Here is a 22087-nt window from a genome sequence, read left to right on the forward strand (position 1 = left end):
GCCATGTATCTCGACCATTACGGTTTGTCCTGCAACCCGTTCCAACTGGCGCCCGACGTGACGTTCTTCTTCGCCAGCCGGGGGCACAGGCGCGGTCTGGCGACGATCACCTACGGCCTGTCGAAACGCGAGGGATTCGTGGTCGTCACCGGCCATGTGGGGGCGGGCAAGACCCTGTTGATCGAGACCATGCTGGCGCGCGAACCCGCCGACGACACCGTCCATGTGACGATCAACACCACCCAATTGGAAGCCGACAATCTGCTGGAGTTGATCGCGCTCGAACTGGGGCTCGATCTGCCGCGGGCGTCCAAGGCGGTGATGCTGCGCGAGTTGGGCGCCTTGTTCCGGCGGCTGTGGGACCAGGGCCAGCGGGTGCTGCTGATCGTCGACGAGGTGCAGAACCTGCCGCCGGCAGCGCTCGAAGAACTGCGTATGTTGTCGAACTTCCAGGTCGGCGCGGTGCAACTGGTGCAGATGCTGCTGGTCGGCCAGCCCGAGTTCCGGGTGCGTCTGGCCGAGCCGCAATGCGAACAGATCCGCCAGCGGGTCACCGCCACCTATCACCTGACGCCGCTGTCGGCGGGCGAGGTGCCGGTCTATATCGAGCACCGCCTGGACAATGCCGGTTGGCCGAAGGGCAAGCCGCTGTTCAGCGAGGAAGCGTGCCGGTTGATCTTTCAGGAAACCGGCGGCGTGCCGCGCGCCATCAACCGGTTGTGCGACCGGACCCTGCTTTATGGCTATCTGGAAGGGCTGACGCAGATCGGCGCCGGCGCGGTCGAGGCGGTGCTGGCCGACATGCGCGAGGAAAACCTGGCCTTCACCGGCACGCCGGTGGAAACCACCGGCCTGTCGGGCGCCGCCCAGCCGCGTGGTGAGCCGCTCGCGTCCAACCGCCGTGCCAAGCTGGACATGGAGGGCGCCTCTCGGCGCAGCCCCTTTCGCAGCGACCCGCCCGGCGGAGCCGACCACCGCCACGAGCCCGCATATGGCGCCGACGACGGAGCGGCCCTTGTCGTCGAGCCTGCGCCGCAAGCGGCGTTTGTGGCGCCGGCGCAGCCGATGATCACCTGCGACGATCATTTGGCGCTGGTGTCCATGGTCACCGAGTTGCGGGACGAGGTGGAGCGCCATAAGGTAAAATTGCGTCGCATCATGGATTTGGTCGCCGAGGGCGAACGGCTCGGGCGCTGGCCGCGATGAAGCGAAGGGGGACATGTTGACCGAGCTTGAACGCGCCCAATCGCCGGGCGAGGACACCGTCCCTCGGGCGGCCCCCCAAGCCGATGCCGCCGGGCCGCGAACCGCCGCCATGGCCGATCGCCATGCCATGACCGTGGACGTGGAGGATTACTTTCAGGTCTCCGCCATGGAGCCGCGCATCGACCGCGCCGACTGGGGGCGTTTTGAGTGCCGGGTCGAGCGCAATGTGGACACCTTGCTGGCGCTGTTCGACGACCATGGTGTCGATGCCACCTTCTTTACGCTCGGCTGGATCGCCGAGCGCTATCCCGCGATGATGCGCCGGATCGCTGACGCCGGTCACGAGATCGCCAGCCACGGCTGCCACCATCACCGGGTTTCCAGCTTCAGCCAGGCGGCGTTTCGCCATGATGTCCAGCGCGCCAAGGCGGTGCTTGAGGATGTCACGGGCCAGGCGGTCCGCGGCTATCGCGCGCCCAGCTTCTCGATCGACGAACGCACCCCCTGGGCGCACGAGACCCTGGCCGAGACCGGGCATGTCTATTCGTCGAGCGTCCACCCGATCGCCCACGATCATTATGGCATGCCCGACGCGCCGCGCGGGCCATACCGTCCGATCGCGGGCAGCGACTTTCTGGAGGTGCCGGTGACCACCGTGGAACTGGCCGGGCGACGCTTGCCGTGCGGCGGGGGCGGCTGGTTCCGGTTGTTGCCCTATGCCTATTCCGCCTGGGGCCTGCGCCGGGCGACCGGGCGCGACGGGCTGGCGGCGGTGTTCTATTTCCATCCCTGGGAGATCGACCCCGGCCAGCCGCGCGTCGACGGCTTGTCGCTCAAGACCCGGGTTCGTCACTACACCAATCTGGGGCGGATGCAGCCGCGCCTGGCGCGCTTGCTGACCGCCTTCGATTGGACCCGGATGGATCGCCTGTTCTGCCCCGCGCCGGGCGGCGAGCCCGCAGCGGCGCCGCCGACACCGGCGACCGCGACAGCGGGGCCATGATGCACGGTGGCTCGTTGGATGTGCGGGTGGTTGCGCTTGACGCGCGCTTGGAGCCGCAATGGGATGCCTTCGTATGCGATCAGGAGGCGGGCACCTTCTATCATCTGTCGGGTTGGCGGCATGTGTTCGCCCGCGCCTTCGGTCATGATTGCCCCTATTTGGTGGCCTTGGCAGGGGATCGGGTGGTCGGCGTGCTGCCGTTGGTGCATCTCAAGACGCCGCTATTCGGCAACCGATTGGTGTCCAACGCTTTTCTGGTCTATGGCGGGCCCGTGGCGATCGACCATCGGGTCCGCGCCGCCTTGACCGGGGCGGCGGTCGAGCGCGCCGAGGCGCTGGGGGTCAGTCACCTGGAATACCGGTCGCTGGTGCCCGGCGAGGAGGGCAGCGATTGGCAGGTGGAGAGCGCGCGCTACGCCACCTTCTTCAAGGACCTGCACGACACCGACGAGGCCAATCTCAAGGCGATCCCGCGCAAGCAGCGCGCCGAGGTGCGCAAGGGGATCAAGGCCGGTCTGACCAGCGAGGTCGCCGGCGATGTGGACCTTTTGCACCATTTTCTGGCGCTCAGCTTCCGCAATCTGGGCACGCCGGCGTTTTCCAAGCGCTATCTGCGCACCATCCTCGACGTTTTCGGCGACGCCGCCGAGGTGCTCACCATCCAGGCGCCGACCGGCCCGGTGGGCGCGGTCTTGTCCTTTCACTTCCGCGACCAGGTTCTGCCCTATTACAGCGGCACGCAGGTCGAGGCACGGGCCCAGGGCGTCAACGACTTTCTGTATTGGGAGGTGATGCGCCGGGCGGTGGCGCGCGGTGCCCGGCGGTTCGATTTCGGTCGCAGCAAGGTGGACACCGGGCCTTATAAGTTTAAAAAGTACTGGGGCTTCGAGCCGGTGCCGCTGCACTATGAGTATCGTCTGGTCCGGGCCACCGAGGTGCCCGACGCCAGCCCGATGAACCCCAAGTACCGACTGGCCATCGCCGCCTGGAAACGCCTGCCCCTGCCGGTGTCCAAGCGGTTGGGGCCGCTCTTGTCCTGGCAACTGGGATAGCGAGGCGATCACCGTGTCCAGCGTTCTGCCCAAGGTCGAGCCGACAGCCGAAGCGGCCATGCCGCCGACCACTGCCGATCCCGTCGGTGGCCCCGCGGGTGGGCTCGACCGTCGTGCGGCCATCGCCGCGTTCGCAGGGCTGATGGTGGCGGCGGTGCTGTTGTTCTGGTCCAGTTGGGCCAGCATGGTGCGGGTGTGGCTGAATTCGGACACCTATGGCCATGGTTTTTTGATCCCGGCGGTGGCGGGCTATCTGGTGTGGCTCGGCTGGCCGCGGGTCCGGGCACGGCCGGTTCGACCGTCGCGCTGGGGGTGGGCGCTCTTCGCGGCGGCCTTGGCGCTTTGGCTCCTGGGTGCGTTGGTGCACGCCAATCTGCTCCAGCATGCCGCGGTGGTGGCGATGGTGCCGGCGGCGGTGTTGACCGTGTTTGGCATCGCTTGGACGCGCGCGCTGGTGTTTCCGCTGGGGTATCTGTTCTTCATGGTGCCGTTCGGCGATTTCGCCATCCGGCCGCTTCAGGGGCTGACCGCGGATTACACGGTCGCTCTGCTGCGCCTGACCAGCGTGCCGGTCTATCTGGAAGGCTGGGTGATGACCATCCCGGGCGGGCGCTTCCTGGTTGCCGAGGCGTGTTCCGGGGCGCGCTACCTGATCGCCATGGTGGCGCTCGGCGTGCTGATCGCGGGCTTGATGTTCGATAGCTGGGCCAAGCGGTTGGTCTATGTGGCGCTGTCTGTGGCGGTGCCGATCGTCGCCAATGTGGTGCGCGCCTACGGTATCGTGATGATCGCCTATTGGAGCGACTTCGAGCACGCGGTGGGCGTCGATCATCTGATCTATGGGTTTGTCTTCCTGGGCTTCGTGATGATGCTGATGATCGCTCTGGCGGTGCTGATGCGCGGCAAGGCGCCGGCGGACGCGGCGATGCCGGCTGCCGCTGCGCCCGGTAAGGCGGTGCGCGCCGGCCCGTGGGCGCTGGCGCTGGCGTGCCTGGGGGCGTTGGTCTTGATGGCGGCTGTGCGCGGCTATGCCGGCCTGATCGCTGCGCCGGTCGAGACGCCGGCGGTGACGCTGGCGCTGCCGGCGGGCGGCGCGGCACGTCCGGCCGACGGCAATGACTGGCACGGCCGCTTTCCCGCCGCCGACGCTCAAGGCGTTTGGGACTATCGCTATGACCGAACCCGAGTGTCGGTCTTCGTCGCGGCCTATGCCAGCCAACGCCAGGGCAAGGAGTTGATTGCCTATGGCAATAGCCTGATGCGGCCGTCGGGCTACGATCTGTTGTCGGAGGGGCGGTTGAGCGATTGGCCGCACGATGCCATCCCGGCACCGCGTCAATTGTGGATCAAGCGCCCGGGTGAGGCTGACCGCTGGGTCTGGGCTTGGTACTGGGTCGGTGAGCGGGTGTTTGGCAGTCGGACCGGGGCGCAATGGCAGTATCTGCGCAACCAGTTGCTGTTCGGTCGCGAAGACGCGGGCGTTCTGGCGGTGTCGTTCACCGGCGAAGCGCCCGAGACCGAAACGCTCAGCGGGTTTCTCAAGCAAACCGGGCTCTATGACGCCCTGGCAAACGGCCGTCCGGGCGGGCTGGTCCAGCCGGTGTCGGCGCGCCCCCAATGACGGAGCTCTGATCCATGTGCGGATTGGCGGGATTGTTCGACCTGCGCGGCGATCGCCCGGTCGATCGGGGGCTGGTGCGGGCGATGACCGACGCCTTGACCCATCGCGGTCCCGACGACAGCGGCTATCTGATCGAACCGGGCGTCGGCCTGGGCCATCGCCGCTTGTCGATCATCGACCTGGCCGGCGGGCACCAGCCGATCTTCAATGAAGACGATAGCGTCGCCGTGGTGTTCAATGGTGAGATCTACAACTTTCAGGATCTGATGTCGGAGCTGACCGCGCTCGGCCACCGCTTCAAGACCCGCAGCGACACCGAGACCATCGTTCACGCCTGGGAGGAATGGGGTGAGGCGTGCGTCGAGCGCCTGCGCGGCATGTTCGCCTTTGCGCTTTACGACCGGGCCCGGGGCTGCGTGTTCCTGGCCCGCGACCGGCTCGGCATCAAGCCGCTCTACTATAGCTGTCTGCCCGATGGCCGGGTGATCTTTGGCTCCGAGCTCAAGGCGTTGCTGGTTCATCCCGATCTCGATCGGACGCTCGATCCGCGCGCGGTGGAGGACTTCTTCGCGCTCGGCTATGTGCCGGACCCGCGCTCGATCTATCGCGCCGCGGCGAAGCTGCCGCCCGGGCACACGCTTCTGTTACGCCGCGGCGACGCGCACCCGGTGCCGCGCTGCTATTGGACGCCGTGTTTCGAGGGCGATGTGGACGGCCCGCTGGACGCCCTGGGCGACGAATTGATGGCGCGCATGAGCGAGGCGGTGCGGCTGCGTATGATCGCCGATGTCCCGTTGGGCGCGTTCCTGTCGGGCGGCGTGGATTCGAGCGCGGTGGTGGCGATGATGTCGACGCTTCAGGACGAGCCGGTCAACACCTGCAATATCTCGTTCGGCGAAAAGGCGTTCGACGAGGCGCCTTATGCCCGCGCCATGGCCGACCGCTACCACACCCGCCACCACAGCCGTACCGTCGACCCCAATGACTTCGACCTGGTGGCCGACCTGCCGCGCGTCTATGACGAGCCATTCGCCGACAGCTCGGCCTTGCCCACCTATCGGGTGTGCGAAGAGGCGCGCCGTCATGTGAAGGTGGCACTGTCGGGCGATGGCGGCGACGAGGTGTTCATCGGCTACCGTCGCTACCGCTGGCACCACTATGAGGAGCGGGTGCGCCGCCGGCTGCCCCAGGCGTTGCGCGGGCCGCTGTTCGGGCTTGCCGGCCGGCTTTACCCCAAAATGGACTGGGCGCCGCGGCCGCTGCGTGCCAAGGCGACCTTGCAGGCGTTGGCGCGCAATTCGGCCGACGGCTATTTTCACAGCGTCTCGCTGATGCCCAACGACTTGCGCGAGCGCCTGTATTCTCCGGCCATGAAGCGGAACCTTCAGGGCTATCGAACGCCGCAGCTGTTCGCCGAGCATCTGGCCGATGCACCCAGCGATCACCATCTGGCCCAGATTCAATACCTTGACATGAAAACGTATCTGCCTGGGGATATTCTCACCAAGGTGGATCGGGCTAGCATGGCCCACAGCCTGGAGGTGCGGGTGCCGCTGCTCGACCACCCGTTCGTGGAATGGGCCGGCCGTGTCTCGCCGGCGCTCAAGTTGCAAGGACGGGAGGGTAAGTTTCTGTTCAAGAAGGCGTTGGAGACCCATGTGCCGCACGACATCCTGTATCGGGACAAGATGGGATTCGGCGTGCCTGTGGGCCAATGGTTCCGCGGCCCGCTGCGCAACCGGATCGAGGGCTTGGCGGATAATCCGGCGCTGGCTGAGTCGGGGCTGTTCGAGCGGTCGGCGGTGCAGGCGATGGTGCGGGCCCATCTGTCCGGCGCGCGAGACTATACCCAGCCCCTGTGGGCCTTGGTGATGTTTGCCGGCTTTTTGGAAAACGTTCACCAAATCGAAAGTAAGAAGCCTCAAGAAACCATGTGTAGGGAGCCGAGTTTCACCTAAGGGCGCTGTCCACAGCGACAATCGGCAAGATCCGGTCACGGCCGTGCGTTTGACCTCGGGCCAAAAAAGCGAAAAACTGGCCGATGGTTCGTCCGCCGGTCGTTGGGGAGGACGAGAAATTGGGGGCCAACAATGCGTTCGAGATTTTCTCGACCTTTAGCCTTTCTTGCTCTACTTGAGTACGGACTGCTTCTGACAATTTTTGGTATCAGTCTCTATCGGTTGGAGGGCCACTTTGCGCTACCCGACGACATCGGTATGTCGATCTTCCGGTTGGCGCTGGTCTCCTTGACGGTCCAGGCAATGATGTACGCGTTGGGCCTTTATACTTGGCGTGTGGGGGCTAGCGTGTTCGATGTTCTCTTGCGGTTTTTCGCCGCGTTCATCCTTGGGTTCGCGGCGTATGGCTTCATTGTTCTGCTTGTTTCGTTTTTGGGTTTGCCGCCGATTGTTCTGGTGAAAGCGGTCTTTGCTTCGATCCCGGTGATGCTGGTTTTGCGCTATGCCTTCATGCGCTTGACGGATTCGGTGCATACCAAGAGCCACGTGTTGGTGCTTGGGGCGGGCGACAAGGCGGCGCATCTTGAGGCTCTGGCTCAGCGCGGGCGCGAGACGCGGTTTCGCATCAAGGGCTTCATCCCCATGGAGGACAAAGATCTGGCGGTCGAGTCGGCCAAGGTCACCAGGATGCCGGAGAATCTCGGGCAATATGTGGTCGACAACAGTGTCGACGAGGTCGTGGTGGCGCTGGAGGAACGGCGGGGCACCTTGCCGTTGGAAAAGCTGATCGACGCCCGGCTCAACGGGGCCAAGGTCACCGAGTACCAATCCTTCTGCGAACAGGCCGAGGGGCACATCGATCTGGAGGCGCTGCGTCCCAGTTGGTTTTTCGAGTCCGCGGGCTTTCGCTCCGGGGCCTTGCATCAGGTGATGAAGCGGTCGATCGACATCGGTCTGAGCTTGATCCTGCTGGTCTTCACCTTGCCGTTGCTGATCCTGACGGCGATCGCGGTCAAGCTGGATAGCCCAGGCGCCGTCTTCTACACGCAAGAGCGGGTCGGTCTGGGCGGTCGGCCGTTCACGCTGATCAAGTTCCGCTCCATGCGCAATGACGCGGAACAATCCAACGCGCCGCAATGGGCGCGCAAGCAGGACGCCCGCGTGACCCGTGTGGGCCGGGTGATCCGCAAGACCCGGATCGACGAGATCCCGCAGATCTTCAACGTCCTGCGCGGCGATATGAGCTTCGTGGGTCCGCGCCCCGAAAGGCCCTTCTTCGTCACGCAGCTGGCGCAACAGATCCCGTTCTATCAGGAACGCCACCGGGTCCGGCCCGGCATCACCGGGTGGGCGCAGTTGAACTATCCCTATGGCGCGTCGGAAGAGGATGCGCGCAAGAAGCTTGAGTACGATCTCTACTATATCAAACACTTCTCCATCATCTTCGACCTGTCGATCGCCCTGCAGACGGTGCGGGTGATCCTGTGGGCCGACGGCGCGCGATAGGGGCCGGGCGGGCTTATGGATGATGGTGCGGCTCGGCGTATGACGGGAACGGTGGAGGGTGACGGCAGCACCGACCCGTGCACCGTGCTGCATGTCTTCCCCACCTTCTGCGTCGGTGGGGTGCCGATCCGGATCGTCGACGTGGCCAATCGGCTCGGCGCCGGCTTTCGCCATCGGGTGGTGGCGCTCGACGGGCGGATGGACGCGCTCGCCCGGGTCCGCGCCGGCACCGATTTCCAGGCCGCGCCGGCGGTGCCGGCAGCGGCGCGGCGCGGTAATCTGCTGGCCATCATGGGCTATCTGAAACGGGTGCCGGTGGATCTGCTGTGTACCTATAATTTTGGTGCGATGGATTGGTGCCTGGGCCGGACCTTGTCCGGCGGGCCTGCGCACCTGCACTTCGAGAGCGGGTTCGGGCCCGACGAGGCCCACAAGCCGTTACTGCGGCGCAATCTCTATCGCGCGGTGGCGCTGCGTGGTGCGCACCGGCTGGTGGTGCCGTCTTATACCCTGCAGCGGCTGGCGGCCCGGCACAGTTGGGCCGCGGCGGCCAAGACGAAGCTGGTGCCGAACGGCGTTGATACGGCGCTTTTCCGCCCGGCTGAACGGGGCGAGGCCCGCCGTCCCAGCCCTGGCGGCGAGCGCCCCGTGACCGTGGCCACCGTGGCGCCGTTGCGCGCCGAGAAACGCCTGGATCGCCTGGTGGCGGCGGTGGCGTCGCTCGCTGCCGCTTCTGGCGCTCAGGCCGGGCCGCCGTTTCGCGTCGTCATCACCGGCGACGGACCGGAGCGCCCGGCGCTCGAACGGGCGGTGTCGGACCGGGGGCTGGCGGGCTTGGTCGCGTTGCCGGGCGCGCGCGACGATGTGGCGGCAGCGTTGCAGGCGGCGGATGTCTTCGTCATGACGTCCGAGACCGAGCAGATGCCCAATGCCTTGTTGCAGGCCATGGCGGCGGGCTTGCCGGTGGCGGCGTTCGATGCCGGCGACATCAAGGTGATCCTGCCGCCGGAGCAATTGCCGTTTGTGTGTGGCCAGGGTGACGAGCGGGCGTTCGGCGTGGCATTGGCGCGCTTGGTGGGCGATCCGGCGTTGCGGCAGACATTGGGGGCGGCCAACCGGCGGCGGGTCGAGCAGGCCTATGGTATCGACACCATGGTGGAGGCATATCGCCGGCTCTATGCCGCCGCGATCGGGGGGCGGGCGTGAATATCCTGCTGTTTTCTTCGCTGTTTCCCAATGCCGAGCAGCCCTTTCACGGCATTTTCGTCGAGAACCGGCTGCGTCATCTGTTGGCCGAGAGCGGTTGGCAGGCGCAGGTGGTGGCGCCGGTGCCGTGGTTCCCGTTCAAGGGTCGGGCGTTCGGCGCTTACGGCCGGTTCGCCCGCGTCCCCGCGCGCGAAGAGCGCCATGGCCTCTCGATTTGCCACCCGCGCTATCCGGTGATCCCGAAGCTGGGCATGTCGGTAGCCCCCCGGCTTCTCTATCTGGGGGCGCGCGCAGCCGTTCGGCGGGCTGTGCAAAGCGGGGTGCCGGTCGACCTGATCGACGCGCATTACTTCTATCCCGATGGCGTGGCGGCGGCGATGTTGGCGCGCGAGTTCGCGCTGCCGCTGACGATCACCGGTCGGGGCACCGACCTTAACCTGATCCCGCGCTATCCCCGCTGTCGGGCGCAAATCCAATGGGCGGCCGAGACCGCGTCGGGCCTGATCACCGTGTGCAACGCCCTGGCCGACGATCTGGCCGCCTTGGGCGTGGCGCGCGAGCGGGTGACGGTGTTGCGCAACGGCGTCGACGCCACGGTGTTCCGCCCCGAGCCCGACGCGGCCGCGGCGTTGCGGGCCGAGCATGGTCGGCCGGGGGAAGCGGTCTGGCTATCGGTCGGGCATCTGATCGAGCGCAAAGGCCATGATCTGGCGATCCGGGCACTGTCGTTAGCGCCCGAGGGTCGGCTGTGGATCGTCGGCACCGGCCCTGAAGAAGCTGCGCTGCGCGCCCTGGCCCGGCAACTCGGGCTGGCGGATCGGGTGCGGTTTCTGGGCGCTTTCCCCCATGACCGGTTGGCCGCCATCTATAGCGCGGCCGATGTGCTCATCCTGGGGTCGACGCGGGAAGGCTGGCCCAATGTGCTTCTGGAGAGCATGGCGTGCGGCACGCCTGTGGTGGCGACGGCGGTCAATGGTTCGCCCGAGGTGGTCCGGGCCGATGTGGCCGGGCGGGTGGTGCCGGAGCGCACGGCGGCGGCGGTCGCCGAAGCGGTTGCGGCCGTCCTCGCTCAAGCGGCAGACGGCGCGGCGGTTCGAGCCTATGCCGAAGACTTCTCGTGGACCGCAACAAGCCGCGGGCAAATGGCGCTGTTCGAGCGGATCATCGCCGACCGCCGCCGGCGATCCGGGCGACCGGCGGGGCAAGGCGATCCGTCGGCGTACCGATCCGAGGCGTGACGCGACCGACCGATCGCCAGCCGCCAAAGACCCCGGGCTTTGGCCCCTGGATCAAGGCCGCGCGACGGGCCCCAACACAACCGGCCCGACCTGCCATCGACCATGGCATGTCAGGCTTTGGGCGATCGGGCGCAAAGGCCGCCGGTCAGTAAGCGGGGGGTGCCGGGTCGGCCTGAGCCCGATTAGAAACTGGCAATCAAGCCCAGCCAGAGCAGGGCGCTCAACCCGAGGATCGCGGTAAAGGCCAGTCGCGGCCCGCCGCGGGTCGGGTCGGCTGCCTGGGTCATAGGCCGGGCGCCGGTTGGCGCTTTGCGGCCGATGGGGTCATAATCGGTCGTGGTTTCGATCTGTGCCTGAGTCGCCATGTTTTGCTCCTTCCGCCGGAGTCGCACCTTTATTGTTTGACGACTATATCTTGCACTAGAAAAAGTTAACAAGGGGTTATGGCGAAAAACGTTCGCCACCTGGGGAATTGTGCCGTTTTTGGCGATGGACAATGCTTTGCGTGTAAAATATTTGATGTGGGGTGACTGGCGCGTCGGCGCGGGAGGCCATCGCTTGCGCGTCGCCGCGGTTGAGGTCATGCGAAAGGCGGTTATTCGATAAAGAGAGGTATGGCAAGCGTCTTTTTGGCAAGCGGTTTTACGCTGTATCTGCGGTTCTGCCGGATGAATTGGGTTTCGTATTGACGGGGTGAGTATTAGCTTCTAAGAAAATGGCTCTGTCAAATTTTTATTAAGGTGATGGTTATGGCCGTCCTTGTGACAGGTGTTGCGGGTTTTATTGGAAGCCATGTTGCATTGTACTTGCTTGGGCGCGGCGATGACGTCATTGGCGTCGATAATTTCAATAATTATTATGATCCTTCTTTGAAGCGGGCAAGGATACGGCGCGTTGTAGACTTTGCCGAGGGCGGTGAAGCGGACGCCGATACCGTCGATTTGCTGGCCGGGGTTGACGCCACCGGCAAGGCGCGGGGCGCATTCGAATTGCACGAGATCGACCTGGCGGACCGTGCCGCCATGGAACGGCTGTTTGCGACCCGGTCGATCCGCAGCGTGGTGCATCTGGGGGCCCAGGCCGGTGTGCGTCATTCGCTGACCGATCCGTTTCCCTATATCGACAGCAATGTGACCGGCTTCCTGACCATCTTGGAGGGGGCGCGCCACACCGGTGTCGATCATCTGGTCTATGCGTCGACCAGTTCGGTCTACGGGGCGGTGACCGACATGCCGTTCAATGTCTCGACCCCGGCCGACTATCCGCTGTCGCTTTATGGGGCGACCAAGCGGGCCAATGAGTTGATGGCACATGCCTATGCGCACCTGTTCGCCATACCGGTCACCGGCTTGCGCTTTTTCACGGTCTACGGTCCATGGGGGCGGCCCGACATGGCGTTGTTCCTGTTTACGCGCAAGATCCTCGCCGGCGAGCCGATCGACGTCTTCAACTACGGCCAGCACAAGCGCGATTTCACCTTCATTGACGACATCGTGCGCGGCGTGGTCGCGGCGCTCGACACGCCCGCCGAGGCGAACCCGAGATGGGATGGCAATGCCCCCGATGCGGCGACCGCCGGCGTGCCGTGGCGGGTCCACAATATCGGCAACCAGCGGCCGGTAGAATTGATGCGCTATATCGAGATCCTGGAACAGGAACTAGGCGCCAGGGCCGAGCGCAACCTGCTGCCGATGCAGGCGGGCGACGTGGCCGAGACCTATGCCGACGTGGACACGTTGGTTGCCGCCACGGGCTACCGCCCGCGCATCCAGGTGGAAGAGGGCGTCCGCCGCTTTGTCGCCTGGTACCGCCGCTATTACGCGCTTTGAGGCGCATAGCCCGCATCCCGGCATCGCGTCCAATCCATCCAACGAGAAAAGGCCGGTGCAATCCACCGGCCTTTCTTCTTCGACGGCTCCCGCGGCGCTCCCGCGGCCGTTTGATCGCTACCGGACTGCCGCCGGGACGGGCCGGCGGCAGGTGGCGTGGCGGTTGTCAGGCGTGGCGGCGGCGTCCGGCAACCCCTGCGGCCAGCAGACCCAAGCCCAGCAGGCCCATGGTCGCCGGGGCCGGGATCAGGTTGAAGGCGAAATCGGCGTCGTTGCGCACCGGGAAGATGTCGCCGCCATTGGCATCGGCAGGCGCGAGCAGCGACCCGCTGACACCCAGTTGGTTGTTAACCAGCGCACCCGGGCCGTCATAAGCGGTCACGGTCAGTCCACCAATGAAATCGCCCAACTTCGACACGCCGGGGAACAGGTCGCCGGTCAGGCCGCCGCCGCCGAAGGTGCTGAGGAACAGCGGCACATCGAAGGCCATGAACATGTCGGACGAGCTCGGGTCGAGGATCGCGTTGGCAAGGAAATCGCCGTCGGTGGCAAGCGCGATCGCCTGGGCGAAATCGTTCGCTTCGAAATCGTCGTCCGGCGCTGCGTCGCTCACATCACCGCGTTCCAGGGTGAAGTTATTGTTCGGGTCGTCCCACAGGCGCAGGACGGTGTTGGCATCGGTCGCCGCATTGCTGCCGGTCAGGCCGAAGATCGAGTTGAAATCGGTCAATGACGCCGCAGTGAAGGTGAAATCCCCGTCCGCATAGGATTCGCCGCCCGCCGTGGTGCCGATCGTGCGGGTGCCGATGTTGGTGATCGAGTCCAATTGCAGCGCGAAGACGCCGGTGACCTCGGTCCCAATTCCGTCAAGGCGATTGGCGTCGCCACCGATCGAGGTGATGTCGAGGATACCGGCGAAGATGTCACCTGCTTGCAGTTGGCCGCTCACCTGGGTGAAGCCGCCTTGACCATCGGGGCGCAGCACGAATTCACCGCTGTCGTCCTCAAAGGTGGTCGTGCCACCATTGTTGATGAAGCTGGTCGGGAAAGCCGCAGCCGGGGCCGTGGCCAGCAAGGCGGCGACAGCAGCGCCGGCCAAGCCTTTGATCATGGGAGCGAACATGTCGTTTCCTCTGTTGAATTAGGCGGTCGGTCATTTACCGCACGGGATTGCGGATTGCTGGTTAACAAGCATGAGCTGTGCCAACTCCACGAAGTCATATAAAACATTGATTTAAGTATCGATTTTGCTTTTCTGGTGCGGCCGGCCGCGGCCTTGTCAGTATTCTTTACAGCCGGATCGCCGGCAATTCCGAGGGCGTAAGAATGGCTGACACCGGGGCGCGGGGGCGGATCTGCGGCCGGTCGACCGGTTGGGGCGAGAGCGCGTCAAGGGTGACGGATCCTTGCCCTGGTCTGCTTGGTCGGGCGGGGCGGCGGTGCGGATCGCAGGCGCGAGGCTCGTCCATCGGGCCGCGCCGGGCTCGCAGGGCGGCCACCGCGGCGTTGGCGGCAAGGGGTCTTGGCCGACCAAAGAAAAGCCGGTGCGAGAGCGTCCCCCGCACCGGCTCGGACCCGAAGCGCCGTTAAGGGGCGCCGGATGGTCAGGGCAATTGCGCCAGCAGCGTGCGCGCTTCCTCCTGTCCGGCGAAGCGGGTGCGGGCCAGGTCGCGCAGGACCGGCTTGGCTTCCTCGCCGGCGCCGTCGGCGATCAGTGCCTTGGCATAGTGAAGCCGCACGTCCGGCAGCGCGCTGTTGGCCGCGGCCGTCGCCAGATGCTCGCGCGCCGCGGCGGTGTCGCCTTGTTCGAGCAGGATGACCCCGAGGGTATCCAGCACCTGGGGCTCGTCCGGGCGCTGATCCAGCGCCCGTTCGGCCAGATCCTTGGCCGTGTCGAGTTTGTCCAGTTGCAGCGCCGTCCAGGCGGCGTTGTTGAGCATGATCCACGAGCGCTGCCCGGTATCGGGCAACGCCTCATAAGCGGCCCATGCCGCATCATAGTCGCCGGCGGTGAGGAACTGGTTGAACAGAAAGGCGCGCACGAAGGCATCTTCAGGCTTTTCTGCGAGCCATTGCTGCAACAGGCCAACCGCGTCGTCCGATCGGCCGCGCCGCGCCATCACCCGCGACAGCGAGACCAGGTTTTCGTTCGACGCCTCCACGTCCATCAGGGTCTCAAAATAGTCTTGCGCGTCGGCAAGGCGGTCCTGCCGCACGGCGACCTGGCCGGCGAGGCGCAGCACGCGCGGGTCGTCGGGCGCCAGTTCCTTCAGGGCGTCCAATTGCAGGCGTGCCCGGCGGTCCTGATCCAAGCCGATCAGCACCTGGGTGCGCACCAGTCGCGGTTCTACCGCGTCCGGTGCCAGAGCGACCGATTTCTCGATCGTCGACAGCGCCTGTTCGAGACCGCCATCGGCGGCCTGGGCGCGCGCCAGCAGCAGCAGCGCCGCGGTATCTTCGGGGCGTTGGTCGACCAGCCGCTCGAACGCGGTGGTGGCGGCGCCGGGGTCGCCTTGCTCGAACCGGGCCAGCCCCAGCAGGCGCAGCAACGCAGGGTTGTCCGGCGCCCGGTCGAGGCCGGCGCTGGCCAGCTCGGCGGCCTCGTCCGGCTGTCCCTGGGCCAGGCGTATCCGCGACAGCAGGCCCCGGGCGATCACGCTGTCGGGTTGGCTGTCGATCTGGCGCGCCAGCACGTCCACCGCATCGTCCAGGCGGCCCTGGGACAACAGCACCTTGACCAGCGCAGGCAGCAGGCTGTCATCGGCCTCGCCGGCGGTCAGCCCCTGGCGCAGCAGCCGTTCGGCTTCCTCGGTGTTGCCCTGGCGCTGCCGGATCACCGCCATCGACAGGACGGCCATATTGTTGCCCGGCTCGATGTCGAGGGCGCGCTGGAAGCGGTCTTCGGCCGCCGCCATGTCGCCGTCGCGCACATAAGCCAGCCCTTCGAGAATCGGGCTGAGCGCGGGACGCTCCGGCGCGTCCGCCAGATCCCGGGCGATGGCGCGGACGCCATCGGTGTCGCCCGCCTGCAATTGCAGCAGCGCGATGCGCATGCTCTGCTCGACGGACACGGTCTGTCCGGCCTCGCGCAGCTTGGTCAGGGTGTCGCGCGCGCCCGCGGTCTCGCCGGTGGCCAATTGCATGAGCGCCAGACCGCTGGCCAGCGCCGAATTGTCGGGTTCGGTCGCCGCCAACTCGGCCAGCAAATCGCGTGCCCGGTCGCGGTCGCCGGCTTCGAGCGCCGCCCGCACGGCCAAGCGGCGCGCCATGCCGTCTTCGCCGAGCGGCACCGCTTCGAGCGCTTCCAAGGCCGCCTGCGGCTCGCCAAGGCGCATGTGAGACTGGGCCAGGGTCTTGGCGATGGTGACCCGCAGGCCCGGGGTGCCGCCGGGAACCCGTTTCAGATGGTTGACCGCCAGTTGATCGTTTTTCAGCGCGTTGTTGGCGAAACCAGCGACCAGCATGGCCGGCGTGAAATCGCTGTTGGCGCTCAGAATCCGCTCCGAGGTGGTCTTCGCGGTCTCATAGTCTTTTTGCAGTAAGGCGACGACGCTGCGCAGATGGGCCAGCCCCAGGGTCAGTTCGCCGGCGGTCCGGGCATAGGTCTTGATCACCTCTTCGGCTTGCGCAAGCTGGTCCGTGCGCAGCAGGGCGACCACATAATTGGTCGCCGTATCCGAGGCATAGGGCTCGATCGCATAGGCGCGGGCAAGGCTTTCACGCGCCGCGTCGAGATTGCCGTCGCGCACCTGCAACTGGCCATTCAGAAACCAGGCGTCGGCGCTTGGCGTCGGACTTTCGATCGCCTCGGTGACCAGGGCGCGAAAGCGGGCCTCATCGCCCCGGCTGGCCGCGATCATCGCCTGGCGGGTCAGGATCTCGGCGCCGGCGTTGCCGGGCAGCCGGTCCAGAACCCCCTCGGCCTCATCCACCCGGCCCAGCCCGATCAGCGCGTCGGTGCGCGCCAACTTGACGGCGAACAGGTCGCGCACCGTCGGGTCGAGCTGCTTGACCGCGTCGAGCACGGCGTCGAAGTCGCCGGCTTCGACCAGGGTACGCATCAGCTTGGGCCACACGGTCACCGGATCGCCGCCCGATTGCAGCGCCCGGCGAAACTCTTTTTCCGCCGTTGCGAGATCGTAGCGAGCCAGGTGCAGCGATCCTAGCGCGACCCGCGCGGGCGCATAGTCGGGGGCGACCTTGACGGCGTTCTTCAATTCGATCTCGGCGGCTTGATAGCGCCCGTTCTCCATCGCCTCGCGTCCGGCGTCGATGAACCCCTCGGCCTGTTCGATCGGGTCACTTTCCGAGCAGGCCGCCAGACCCACAGCGATCAGGCCGATCATAAGGCGTCGGGCCGCGATCGTGACTTTCTGGGACAACATGATGGTGTCTACCCCTCGTTTCGCGTTTCCTATTCCGTGGCGACGGTCGTTCCGCCGTCGTTATCGCCCGCTGATTGGGGGCGCCGGCGCCCGACCATCGCCGATTGACCGGTCCCCGACCACTACATATCCTTCCCATCGCTCAGGCACAACGCAAGGGCACCCGGGCAAGGGCCCCTGGGCGAGGCCCCGCCCCGCTGGGCCGGGACCTCTGATAAGGACCTGTGGGCACAGACGAACGGGCAAGGGGCTGCCGGGCAGGGGGCGCCGGGCACGCCAAGGGATGTCGCGGGGTGCGCGGGTCGGCATGTCGCCGACGATGGGGGCTTGGGCATGGGAATGATATTGTTGTCGCGGCTGGGACCTGGCGACCCACACCAGCTTTACGTGATCGCCAACGGCATCACCGCCACCGGTTTCCTTGTCATGGCCGTCGTGGTGGCGGTTGCCGGGTGGCGTGGCTGGCAGGCCCGGTTGTTTGCTTCGGCCGCGCTGGGCCAGGCGCTGTGGGCCGGGGCGCTGCTGGTGACGGGGCCGGGCGGTGCGGTCGCGTCGGTGCTGTACACCTTGCACCTGGCGGCTTGGTCGGTGTTTCTGGCCAGCATGTTGCCGGGCCGGTTGAGCGGCTTGCCGCTCACCGGGTCGCTCGGCAGTGTGCTCCTCGTGGGTCTCAAGGCGGTGCTGGTCTATGCCGGGCCGGGGGGTGGCGGTGCCGAGTTGGCGGCGGCCCTGCGCACCGAACTGACGCTCGACCTGCTGGCGACGATCCTGGCGCTGTTGCTGGCCGTTGGCGTCTTTCACGCCGCGGGCGAATCCAAGCGCTGGGCGCTCAAATTCATCTGCTTCCCCTTGGCCATGGTGTTCGCGTTCGACCTCGTCTTGTTGTCGCAGTCGCTGGCCATGGGGCTCCCGGGGGTGGAGTATGTCAACCTGTCGGCCCTGCTCAACGCGGTGGCGGTGCCGCTGGTCGCCTGGGGGGTGCATCGCTGCGGCTTCTGGGCCGAGGAAATCGTCGTCTCGCGTCAGGCCGCGCTCTATTCGATCACCTTGATCGGCGTTGGCGCCTATCTGTTGGCGGTCTCCGTCGTCGCTCTGCTGTTGGAGCGTGGCGTCGGCACCATGGTGGTGCCGCTGCGCGACGGCTTGCTGGTGGCGTCGATTCTGCTGGTGGCGTTTTTGTTGTCCTCGGGCAGTACCCGGGCGCGGATCAAGGGCTTCGTGGGTCGGCACCTCTACGTACAGCGCTACGATTATGCGCTCGAATGGCGCAAGTTCATGCACACCCTGTCGGAAGAAGACCCGGACAGCCCGCTTGAGACGCGCATCATCCGGGCGTGTGCCGACCTGATGGAGGTGCCGGGCGGGGCGCTGTGGCTGACCGAGGCCGGTCGACTGCACCTGGCGGCGACCTGGAACTACCGCGCCGCCGGCGTGCAGCCCGGCCGCGTCGCCGAGGCGCTGTTCCAGGACCGCACGGGCGACTGGACCTGTCTCTACGGCCGTCGCTTGGCCGCCAGCCCGTTTGGCGCCGACCCGTCGGCCTGGGCGGCCATTCCGCTGCCCTGGGGGGGCTCGTTGGTCGGGGTCATCGTGCTCAGTCCGCCGCGCGCGCCCCATACCATCGATGCCCAGGACGAAGACCTGTTGATGCTGATTGCCCGGCAATGCAGCAGTTTCGTCAAGGAACACCGTGCGGTGCGCAGCCTGGAGGAGACCAGGCAGTTCGCCAAATTCAACCGCCAGTACGCCTTCGTTGCCCACGACATCAAGAACATCGTGTCGCAACTATCGGTCATGGTGCGCAACTTCGAGCGCCATTACGACAACCCCGCATTTCGCGACGATATCCAGACGACGATCAACAATGCCGTCGACCGGCTTCAGGAGATGCTCAAGCGTCTGGCCCGGTTCGAAGCCGGCGAGGCAGCGCTGGAACCCCAGGAGGAACTGCGCGCCTATGATATGGTGCGCGAGCAGGTGGCCGAGCGGGCCGCGTCGGCGCCCTGTCCGGTGCGCTTGGCTGCCGACGCAGCCGCCAAGGGTGCGCGCATTCGCACCTCCCGCGAGCGGTTCACCGTGGTTCTGGGCCATTTGTTGTCAAACGCTTGTGAAGCGAACGGAAGTAGTGGTAGCGTCCAGGTCTCCATGGCATTGAGTGATCGTGAAATCGTCCTCGACATCAGTGACGAAGGGCCGGGAATGAGCTTTGAGTTCGTGCGCGATTATCTGTTCCAGCCCTTTCGCACCACCAAGGCATCGGGCTATGGCGTCGGCGCCTACCAGTGCCGCGAGTTTGCCCGCGAGCAGGGCGGTGATCTCGACGTGATCTCAAGCCCGGGGTCGGGGACGACCATGCGCCTGCGCCTGCCGGTGGTCGGGGCGGTGGTGGCGGAGCCTGCCGCTTCATGACCGGCTCGAACCCCGTGACCGCCTCGAAAACGACCGCCTCGAAGACGGTCCTGCTGGTCGTCGACGATGACGACGGCATCGCGCGTCAGTTGAAATGGGCGTTCGACGGTTTCCAGGTGCAGACGTGCGGCGACCGTCCCTCGGCGCTGGCGGCGGCGCATAAGCGCACACCGGCGGTGGTCCTGCTCGACCTCGGCCTGCCGCCCAACGCCGACGAGGCGACCGAGGGCCTGACCGCGCTCGAAGAACTGCTCGCCGTGGCGCCGAGTGCCAAGGTGATCGTCATGACCGGGCAGAAGGATCGCTCCTATGCGCTGCGCTCGGTGGCGCTTGGGGCTTATGATTTCTATCAAAAGCCGCTCGACCTGGACGAATTGGGGCTGATCGTCGAACGCGCGCGCCGCCTGTATGAGATCGAGCAGGAGAACAAGGCGCTTCAGGCCACCCAGGCGCAATCGCAGATCCCGGGGCTTTTGACCACCAGCCCGCAAGTGCACCAGGTCAGCCAGCAGGTCGCGCGGATCGCCCGCACCGACGTCGCGGTGCTGATCACCGGCGAAAGCGGTACCGGCAAGGAACTGGTCGCCCAAGGGGTGCATGCCCTGAGCCCGCGCGACCAGGGGCCATTCGTCGCCATCAACTGCGCGGCGATCCCGGAGAACCTTCTGGAATCAGAACTGTTCGGCCATGAAAAGGGCGCCTTCACCGGTGCCCATAAAACCACCATCGGCAAGGTCGAACAGGCTCACAAGGGCACCTTGTTTCTCGACGAGATCGGCGAAATGCCGATGGCGTTGCAGGCCAAGATGCTGCGCGTGCTGCAGGAGCGCATGGTCGAGCGGGTCGGCGGGCGCACCGGGGTAGCGGTCGATTTCCGGCTGGTCGCCGCCACCAACCGCGATCTGGAACAGGCGATCAAGACCGGCGAATTCCGCGAGGATCTTTATTACCGGATCGGCGAGGCGGTGGTGACGATCCCGCCGCTGCGCGAGCGCCCGGAAGACGCCATGTTGATCGCCCAGCGGTTTTTGCAAAGCTGGGCGGGCGAGCAGGGGCTCAACTGCCCCGGCTTCGCGCCCGAGGCCATGTCGGCGATCATGGACTATGAATGGCCCGGCAATGTGCGCGAGTTGCAAAGCCGCATCAAGCGCGCGGCGGCGGTCGCCGACGGTCGGGTGACCGCGGCTGATTTGCAACTGGCCGCCCCCGATCAGGATCGCGACGCGGTGGTGTCGCTCAAGGAGGCGCGCCGCCATGCCGAGTTGGACGCCACGCGCAAGGCCATGGCGGCGGCCGGCGGCAATCTGTCCGAGGCCGCCCGGTTGCTGGAGGTGAGCCGGCCGCGTCTTTACCAGCTTCTCGACGAACACGGGCTGCGCTAGGGTCTGCCGCGCCGCTTGCCTCCGCCCTCGTCTGCGCGATCGGGACCAGATCATGGCCGTCTCTGATACGACAACCTCGTCCGCGGCGGATGCACCCACCGCCCCCGGGGGCACCGATGCGCCCCGGGGCGACCGGCCGCTTCTGTGCGTCGTCATCGATACCGAAGAGGAATTCGACTGGTCGGCGCCGTTCGATCGGGCCAGCCGGGGCGTCACCAATATCGCCCACCAGGACCGCGCCCAGGCGTTGTTCGCCCGCTATGGTATCACGCCCACCTATGTGATCGACCATCCCGTGGCCGCGACCGCCGACGCCGCGGCGACCCTCAAGGGCTATCAGGACGCCGGCAGCGCGTTGATCGGCGCGCACCTGCACCCGTGGGTCAACCCGCCCTATGACGAGGCGGTCAGCCGGCGCCATTCCTACCCCGGCAATCTGCCCGCGGCGCTGGAACGGGCCAAACTGGCCGTGCTGACCGAGACCATCGCCGAGGCGTTCGGGCACCGGCCGACCGTCTACAAGGCCGGCCGCTACGGGCTCGGCCCCAATACGCCGGCGATCCTGGCCGACCTGGGCTATGAAATCGACGCCAGCGTGGTCCCCTACACCAGCTTCGCCGCCGACACCGGGCCCGACTTCACCGCCGAGGGGCCATGGGTGCGCGGCCTGGCCGGCGCGCCCGGGGTGATGGAACTGCCGCTCAGCGTCGGTTTCGCGGGCGCCTTGCGCGGCCGGGGGCGGGCGCTGTTCCCGCGCTTGAGCGGGCGCCGGGGCATGGCCTTGCGGCTGCCCGGCATCGCCGCGCGCAGCGGCTTGCTCGAACGCATCCGCCTGAGCCCCGAAGGCGCCGATGCAGGCGACCATATCCGGCTGGTGCGGGCGCTCCATCGCGACGGGGTACGGGTTTTCAGCTACACCTATCACAGCCCCTCCATGGTGCCCGGCCACACGCCCTATGTGCGCACGCCCGCCGACCTGGATCGTTTCCTGGGCGAGATGGAGCGCTTTTTCGCCTTTTTCCTCGGTGCTTTCGGCGGCGTGGCCACGACCCCGCCCCAGGTTCGGGCGCTGTGGCGGGCGGGCGTGCTGAGCGCCGGGGCGGTGCCGGGCGATCCTACGCCATAGCGGTGCCGACCGCCCGCCGCCCGATCAGCCGATCGGTATCGCAACGCCGGTGCCGGCGCCCGCGGGTCGGGCCGTTTTGGCGTCGTCGCCCAAGAGGGCGGGCTGGCGGCGACGGTCGCACCCGGCTTACGGCATCGCCGGGCGGCGAAGCGTTGAGCGTTAAGAA

Annotated in this window: 15 protein-coding genes; 12 read left to right on the top strand and 3 right to left on the bottom strand. The window is 66.5% G+C overall.

Going from position 1 to position 22087, the window contains the following annotated elements:
* Positions 1 to 3: 3 nt before the first annotated feature.
* The 8 genes from EV659_RS10545 to EV659_RS10580 all read left to right on the top strand — a co-directional run bounded on the left by EV659_RS10545 (position 4) and on the right by EV659_RS10580 (position 10790).
* Complete coding sequence (locus tag EV659_RS10545; protein WP_132708853.1) at positions 4 to 1206, top strand: ExeA family protein; 1203 nt, start codon at positions 4 to 6, stop codon at positions 1204 to 1206.
* Positions 1207 to 1315: 109 nt separating this feature from the next.
* Complete coding sequence (locus EV659_RS10550; RefSeq protein WP_132708985.1) at positions 1316 to 2209, top strand: XrtA system polysaccharide deacetylase; 894 nt, start codon at positions 1316 to 1318, stop codon at positions 2207 to 2209.
* Positions 2210 to 2235: 26 nt separating this feature from the next.
* Complete coding sequence (locus EV659_RS10555; protein ID WP_200287459.1) at positions 2236 to 3261, top strand: FemAB family XrtA/PEP-CTERM system-associated protein; 1026 nt, start codon at positions 2236 to 2238, stop codon at positions 3259 to 3261.
* Between the two features lie 13 nt (positions 3262 to 3274).
* Positions 3275 to 4882, top strand: a complete 1608-nt coding sequence (xrtA, locus tag EV659_RS10560) for an exosortase A (RefSeq protein WP_132708854.1) — start codon at positions 3275 to 3277, stop codon at positions 4880 to 4882.
* Positions 4883 to 4896: 14 nt separating this feature from the next.
* Positions 4897 to 6840 carry an XrtA/PEP-CTERM system amidotransferase gene (locus tag EV659_RS10565; RefSeq protein ID WP_132708855.1) on the top strand — a complete coding sequence of 648 codons (1944 nt, stop codon included), beginning with the start codon at positions 4897 to 4899 and terminating at the stop codon, positions 6838 to 6840.
* Between the two features lie 132 nt (positions 6841 to 6972).
* A complete protein-coding gene (locus EV659_RS10570) occupies positions 6973 to 8346 on the top strand; it encodes a TIGR03013 family XrtA/PEP-CTERM system glycosyltransferase (protein WP_132708856.1) in 1374 nt (457 codons plus the stop codon).
* A gap of 39 nt (positions 8347 to 8385) precedes the next feature.
* Positions 8386 to 9552 (top strand): glycosyltransferase family 4 protein, encoded by a 1167-nt coding sequence (locus EV659_RS10575; RefSeq protein ID WP_165878841.1) that lies wholly within the window; start codon positions 8386 to 8388, stop codon positions 9550 to 9552.
* Positions 9549 to 10790 carry a glycosyltransferase gene (locus EV659_RS10580; protein ID WP_132708858.1) on the top strand — a complete coding sequence of 414 codons (1242 nt, stop codon included), beginning with the start codon at positions 9549 to 9551 and terminating at the stop codon, positions 10788 to 10790. Before EV659_RS10575 ends, EV659_RS10580 begins: the two co-directional genes overlap by 4 nt.
* Before the next feature lie 182 nt (positions 10791 to 10972).
* Here EV659_RS10580 and EV659_RS10585 read toward each other — a convergent pair whose 3' ends face one another.
* Complete coding sequence (locus EV659_RS10585) at positions 10973 to 11374, bottom strand: hypothetical protein (protein WP_132708859.1); 402 nt, start codon at positions 11372 to 11374, stop codon at positions 10973 to 10975.
* A gap of 165 nt (positions 11375 to 11539) precedes the next feature.
* Here EV659_RS10585 and EV659_RS10590 point away from each other — a divergent pair, with 165 nt between their 5' ends.
* A complete protein-coding gene (locus tag EV659_RS10590) occupies positions 11540 to 12619 on the top strand; it encodes an NAD-dependent epimerase/dehydratase family protein (protein ID WP_132708860.1) in 1080 nt (359 codons plus the stop codon).
* A gap of 166 nt (positions 12620 to 12785) precedes the next feature.
* Here EV659_RS10590 and EV659_RS10595 read toward each other — a convergent pair whose 3' ends face one another.
* Both EV659_RS10595 and prsT read right to left on the bottom strand, forming a co-directional pair.
* Positions 12786 to 13730 (bottom strand): PEP-CTERM sorting domain-containing protein, encoded by a 945-nt coding sequence (locus EV659_RS10595; RefSeq protein WP_165878842.1) that lies wholly within the window; start codon positions 13728 to 13730, stop codon positions 12786 to 12788.
* A 493-nt stretch (positions 13731 to 14223) separates the two neighbouring features.
* Complete coding sequence (gene prsT, locus EV659_RS10600; protein WP_132708862.1) at positions 14224 to 17004, bottom strand: XrtA/PEP-CTERM system TPR-repeat protein PrsT; 2781 nt, start codon at positions 17002 to 17004, stop codon at positions 14224 to 14226.
* 333 nt (positions 17005 to 17337) lie between these two features.
* Here prsT and prsK point away from each other — a divergent pair, with 333 nt between their 5' ends.
* From prsK to EV659_RS10615, 3 genes are read left to right on the top strand one after another with little or no spacing between them, the layout of a single operon-like run.
* Entirely contained in the window at positions 17338 to 19413 is a 2076-nt protein-coding gene (gene prsK / locus EV659_RS10605; RefSeq protein ID WP_132708863.1) for an XrtA/PEP-CTERM system histidine kinase PrsK, read from the top strand.
* Positions 19410 to 20795: a PEP-CTERM-box response regulator transcription factor gene (prsR, locus tag EV659_RS10610; RefSeq protein ID WP_132708864.1), complete on the top strand. Its 1386-nt coding sequence runs from the start codon at positions 19410 to 19412 to the stop codon at positions 20793 to 20795. The genes prsK and prsR overlap by 4 nt, the downstream gene beginning before the upstream one ends.
* A gap of 52 nt (positions 20796 to 20847) precedes the next feature.
* Positions 20848 to 21921 (top strand): polysaccharide deacetylase family protein, encoded by a 1074-nt coding sequence (locus EV659_RS10615; RefSeq protein ID WP_200287453.1) that lies wholly within the window; start codon positions 20848 to 20850, stop codon positions 21919 to 21921.
* The last annotated feature ends 166 nt before the right edge of the window (positions 21922 to 22087 follow it).

Source organism: Rhodothalassium salexigens DSM 2132, from assembly GCF_004341375.1.
Classification (GTDB): domain Bacteria; phylum Pseudomonadota; class Alphaproteobacteria; order Sphingomonadales; family Rhodothalassiaceae; genus Rhodothalassium; species Rhodothalassium salexigens.

What these genes read in the sequence shown, in the direction of transcription:
- EV659_RS10615 (WP_200287453.1), top strand. Translation starts at nt 20,848, where the DNA reads ATGGCCGTCTCTGATACGACAACCTCGTCCGCGGCGGATGCACCCACC.
- prsR (WP_132708864.1), top strand. Translation starts at nt 19,410, where the DNA reads ATGACCGGCTCGAACCCCGTGACCGCCTCGAAAACGACCGCCTCGAAG.
- prsT (WP_132708862.1), bottom strand. Translation starts at nt 17,004, where the DNA reads ATGTTGTCCCAGAAAGTCACGATCGCGGCCCGACGCCTTATGATCGGC.
- EV659_RS10570 (WP_132708856.1), top strand. Translation starts at nt 6,973, where the DNA reads ATGCGTTCGAGATTTTCTCGACCTTTAGCCTTTCTTGCTCTACTTGAG.
- EV659_RS10545 (WP_132708853.1), top strand. Translation starts at nt 4, where the DNA reads ATGTATCTCGACCATTACGGTTTGTCCTGCAACCCGTTCCAACTGGCG.
- EV659_RS10590 (WP_132708860.1), top strand. Translation starts at nt 11,540, where the DNA reads ATGGCCGTCCTTGTGACAGGTGTTGCGGGTTTTATTGGAAGCCATGTT.
- EV659_RS10595 (WP_165878842.1), bottom strand. Translation starts at nt 13,730, where the DNA reads ATGATCAAAGGCTTGGCCGGCGCTGCTGTCGCCGCCTTGCTGGCCACG.
- EV659_RS10565 (WP_132708855.1), top strand. Translation starts at nt 4,897, where the DNA reads ATGTGCGGATTGGCGGGATTGTTCGACCTGCGCGGCGATCGCCCGGTC.
- EV659_RS10575 (WP_165878841.1), top strand. Translation starts at nt 8,386, where the DNA reads ATGACGGGAACGGTGGAGGGTGACGGCAGCACCGACCCGTGCACCGTG.
- EV659_RS10585 (WP_132708859.1), bottom strand. Translation starts at nt 11,374, where the DNA reads ATGACCTCAACCGCGGCGACGCGCAAGCGATGGCCTCCCGCGCCGACG.
- prsK (WP_132708863.1), top strand. Translation starts at nt 17,338, where the DNA reads ATGGGAATGATATTGTTGTCGCGGCTGGGACCTGGCGACCCACACCAG.
- EV659_RS10550 (WP_132708985.1), top strand. Translation starts at nt 1,316, where the DNA reads ATGGCCGATCGCCATGCCATGACCGTGGACGTGGAGGATTACTTTCAG.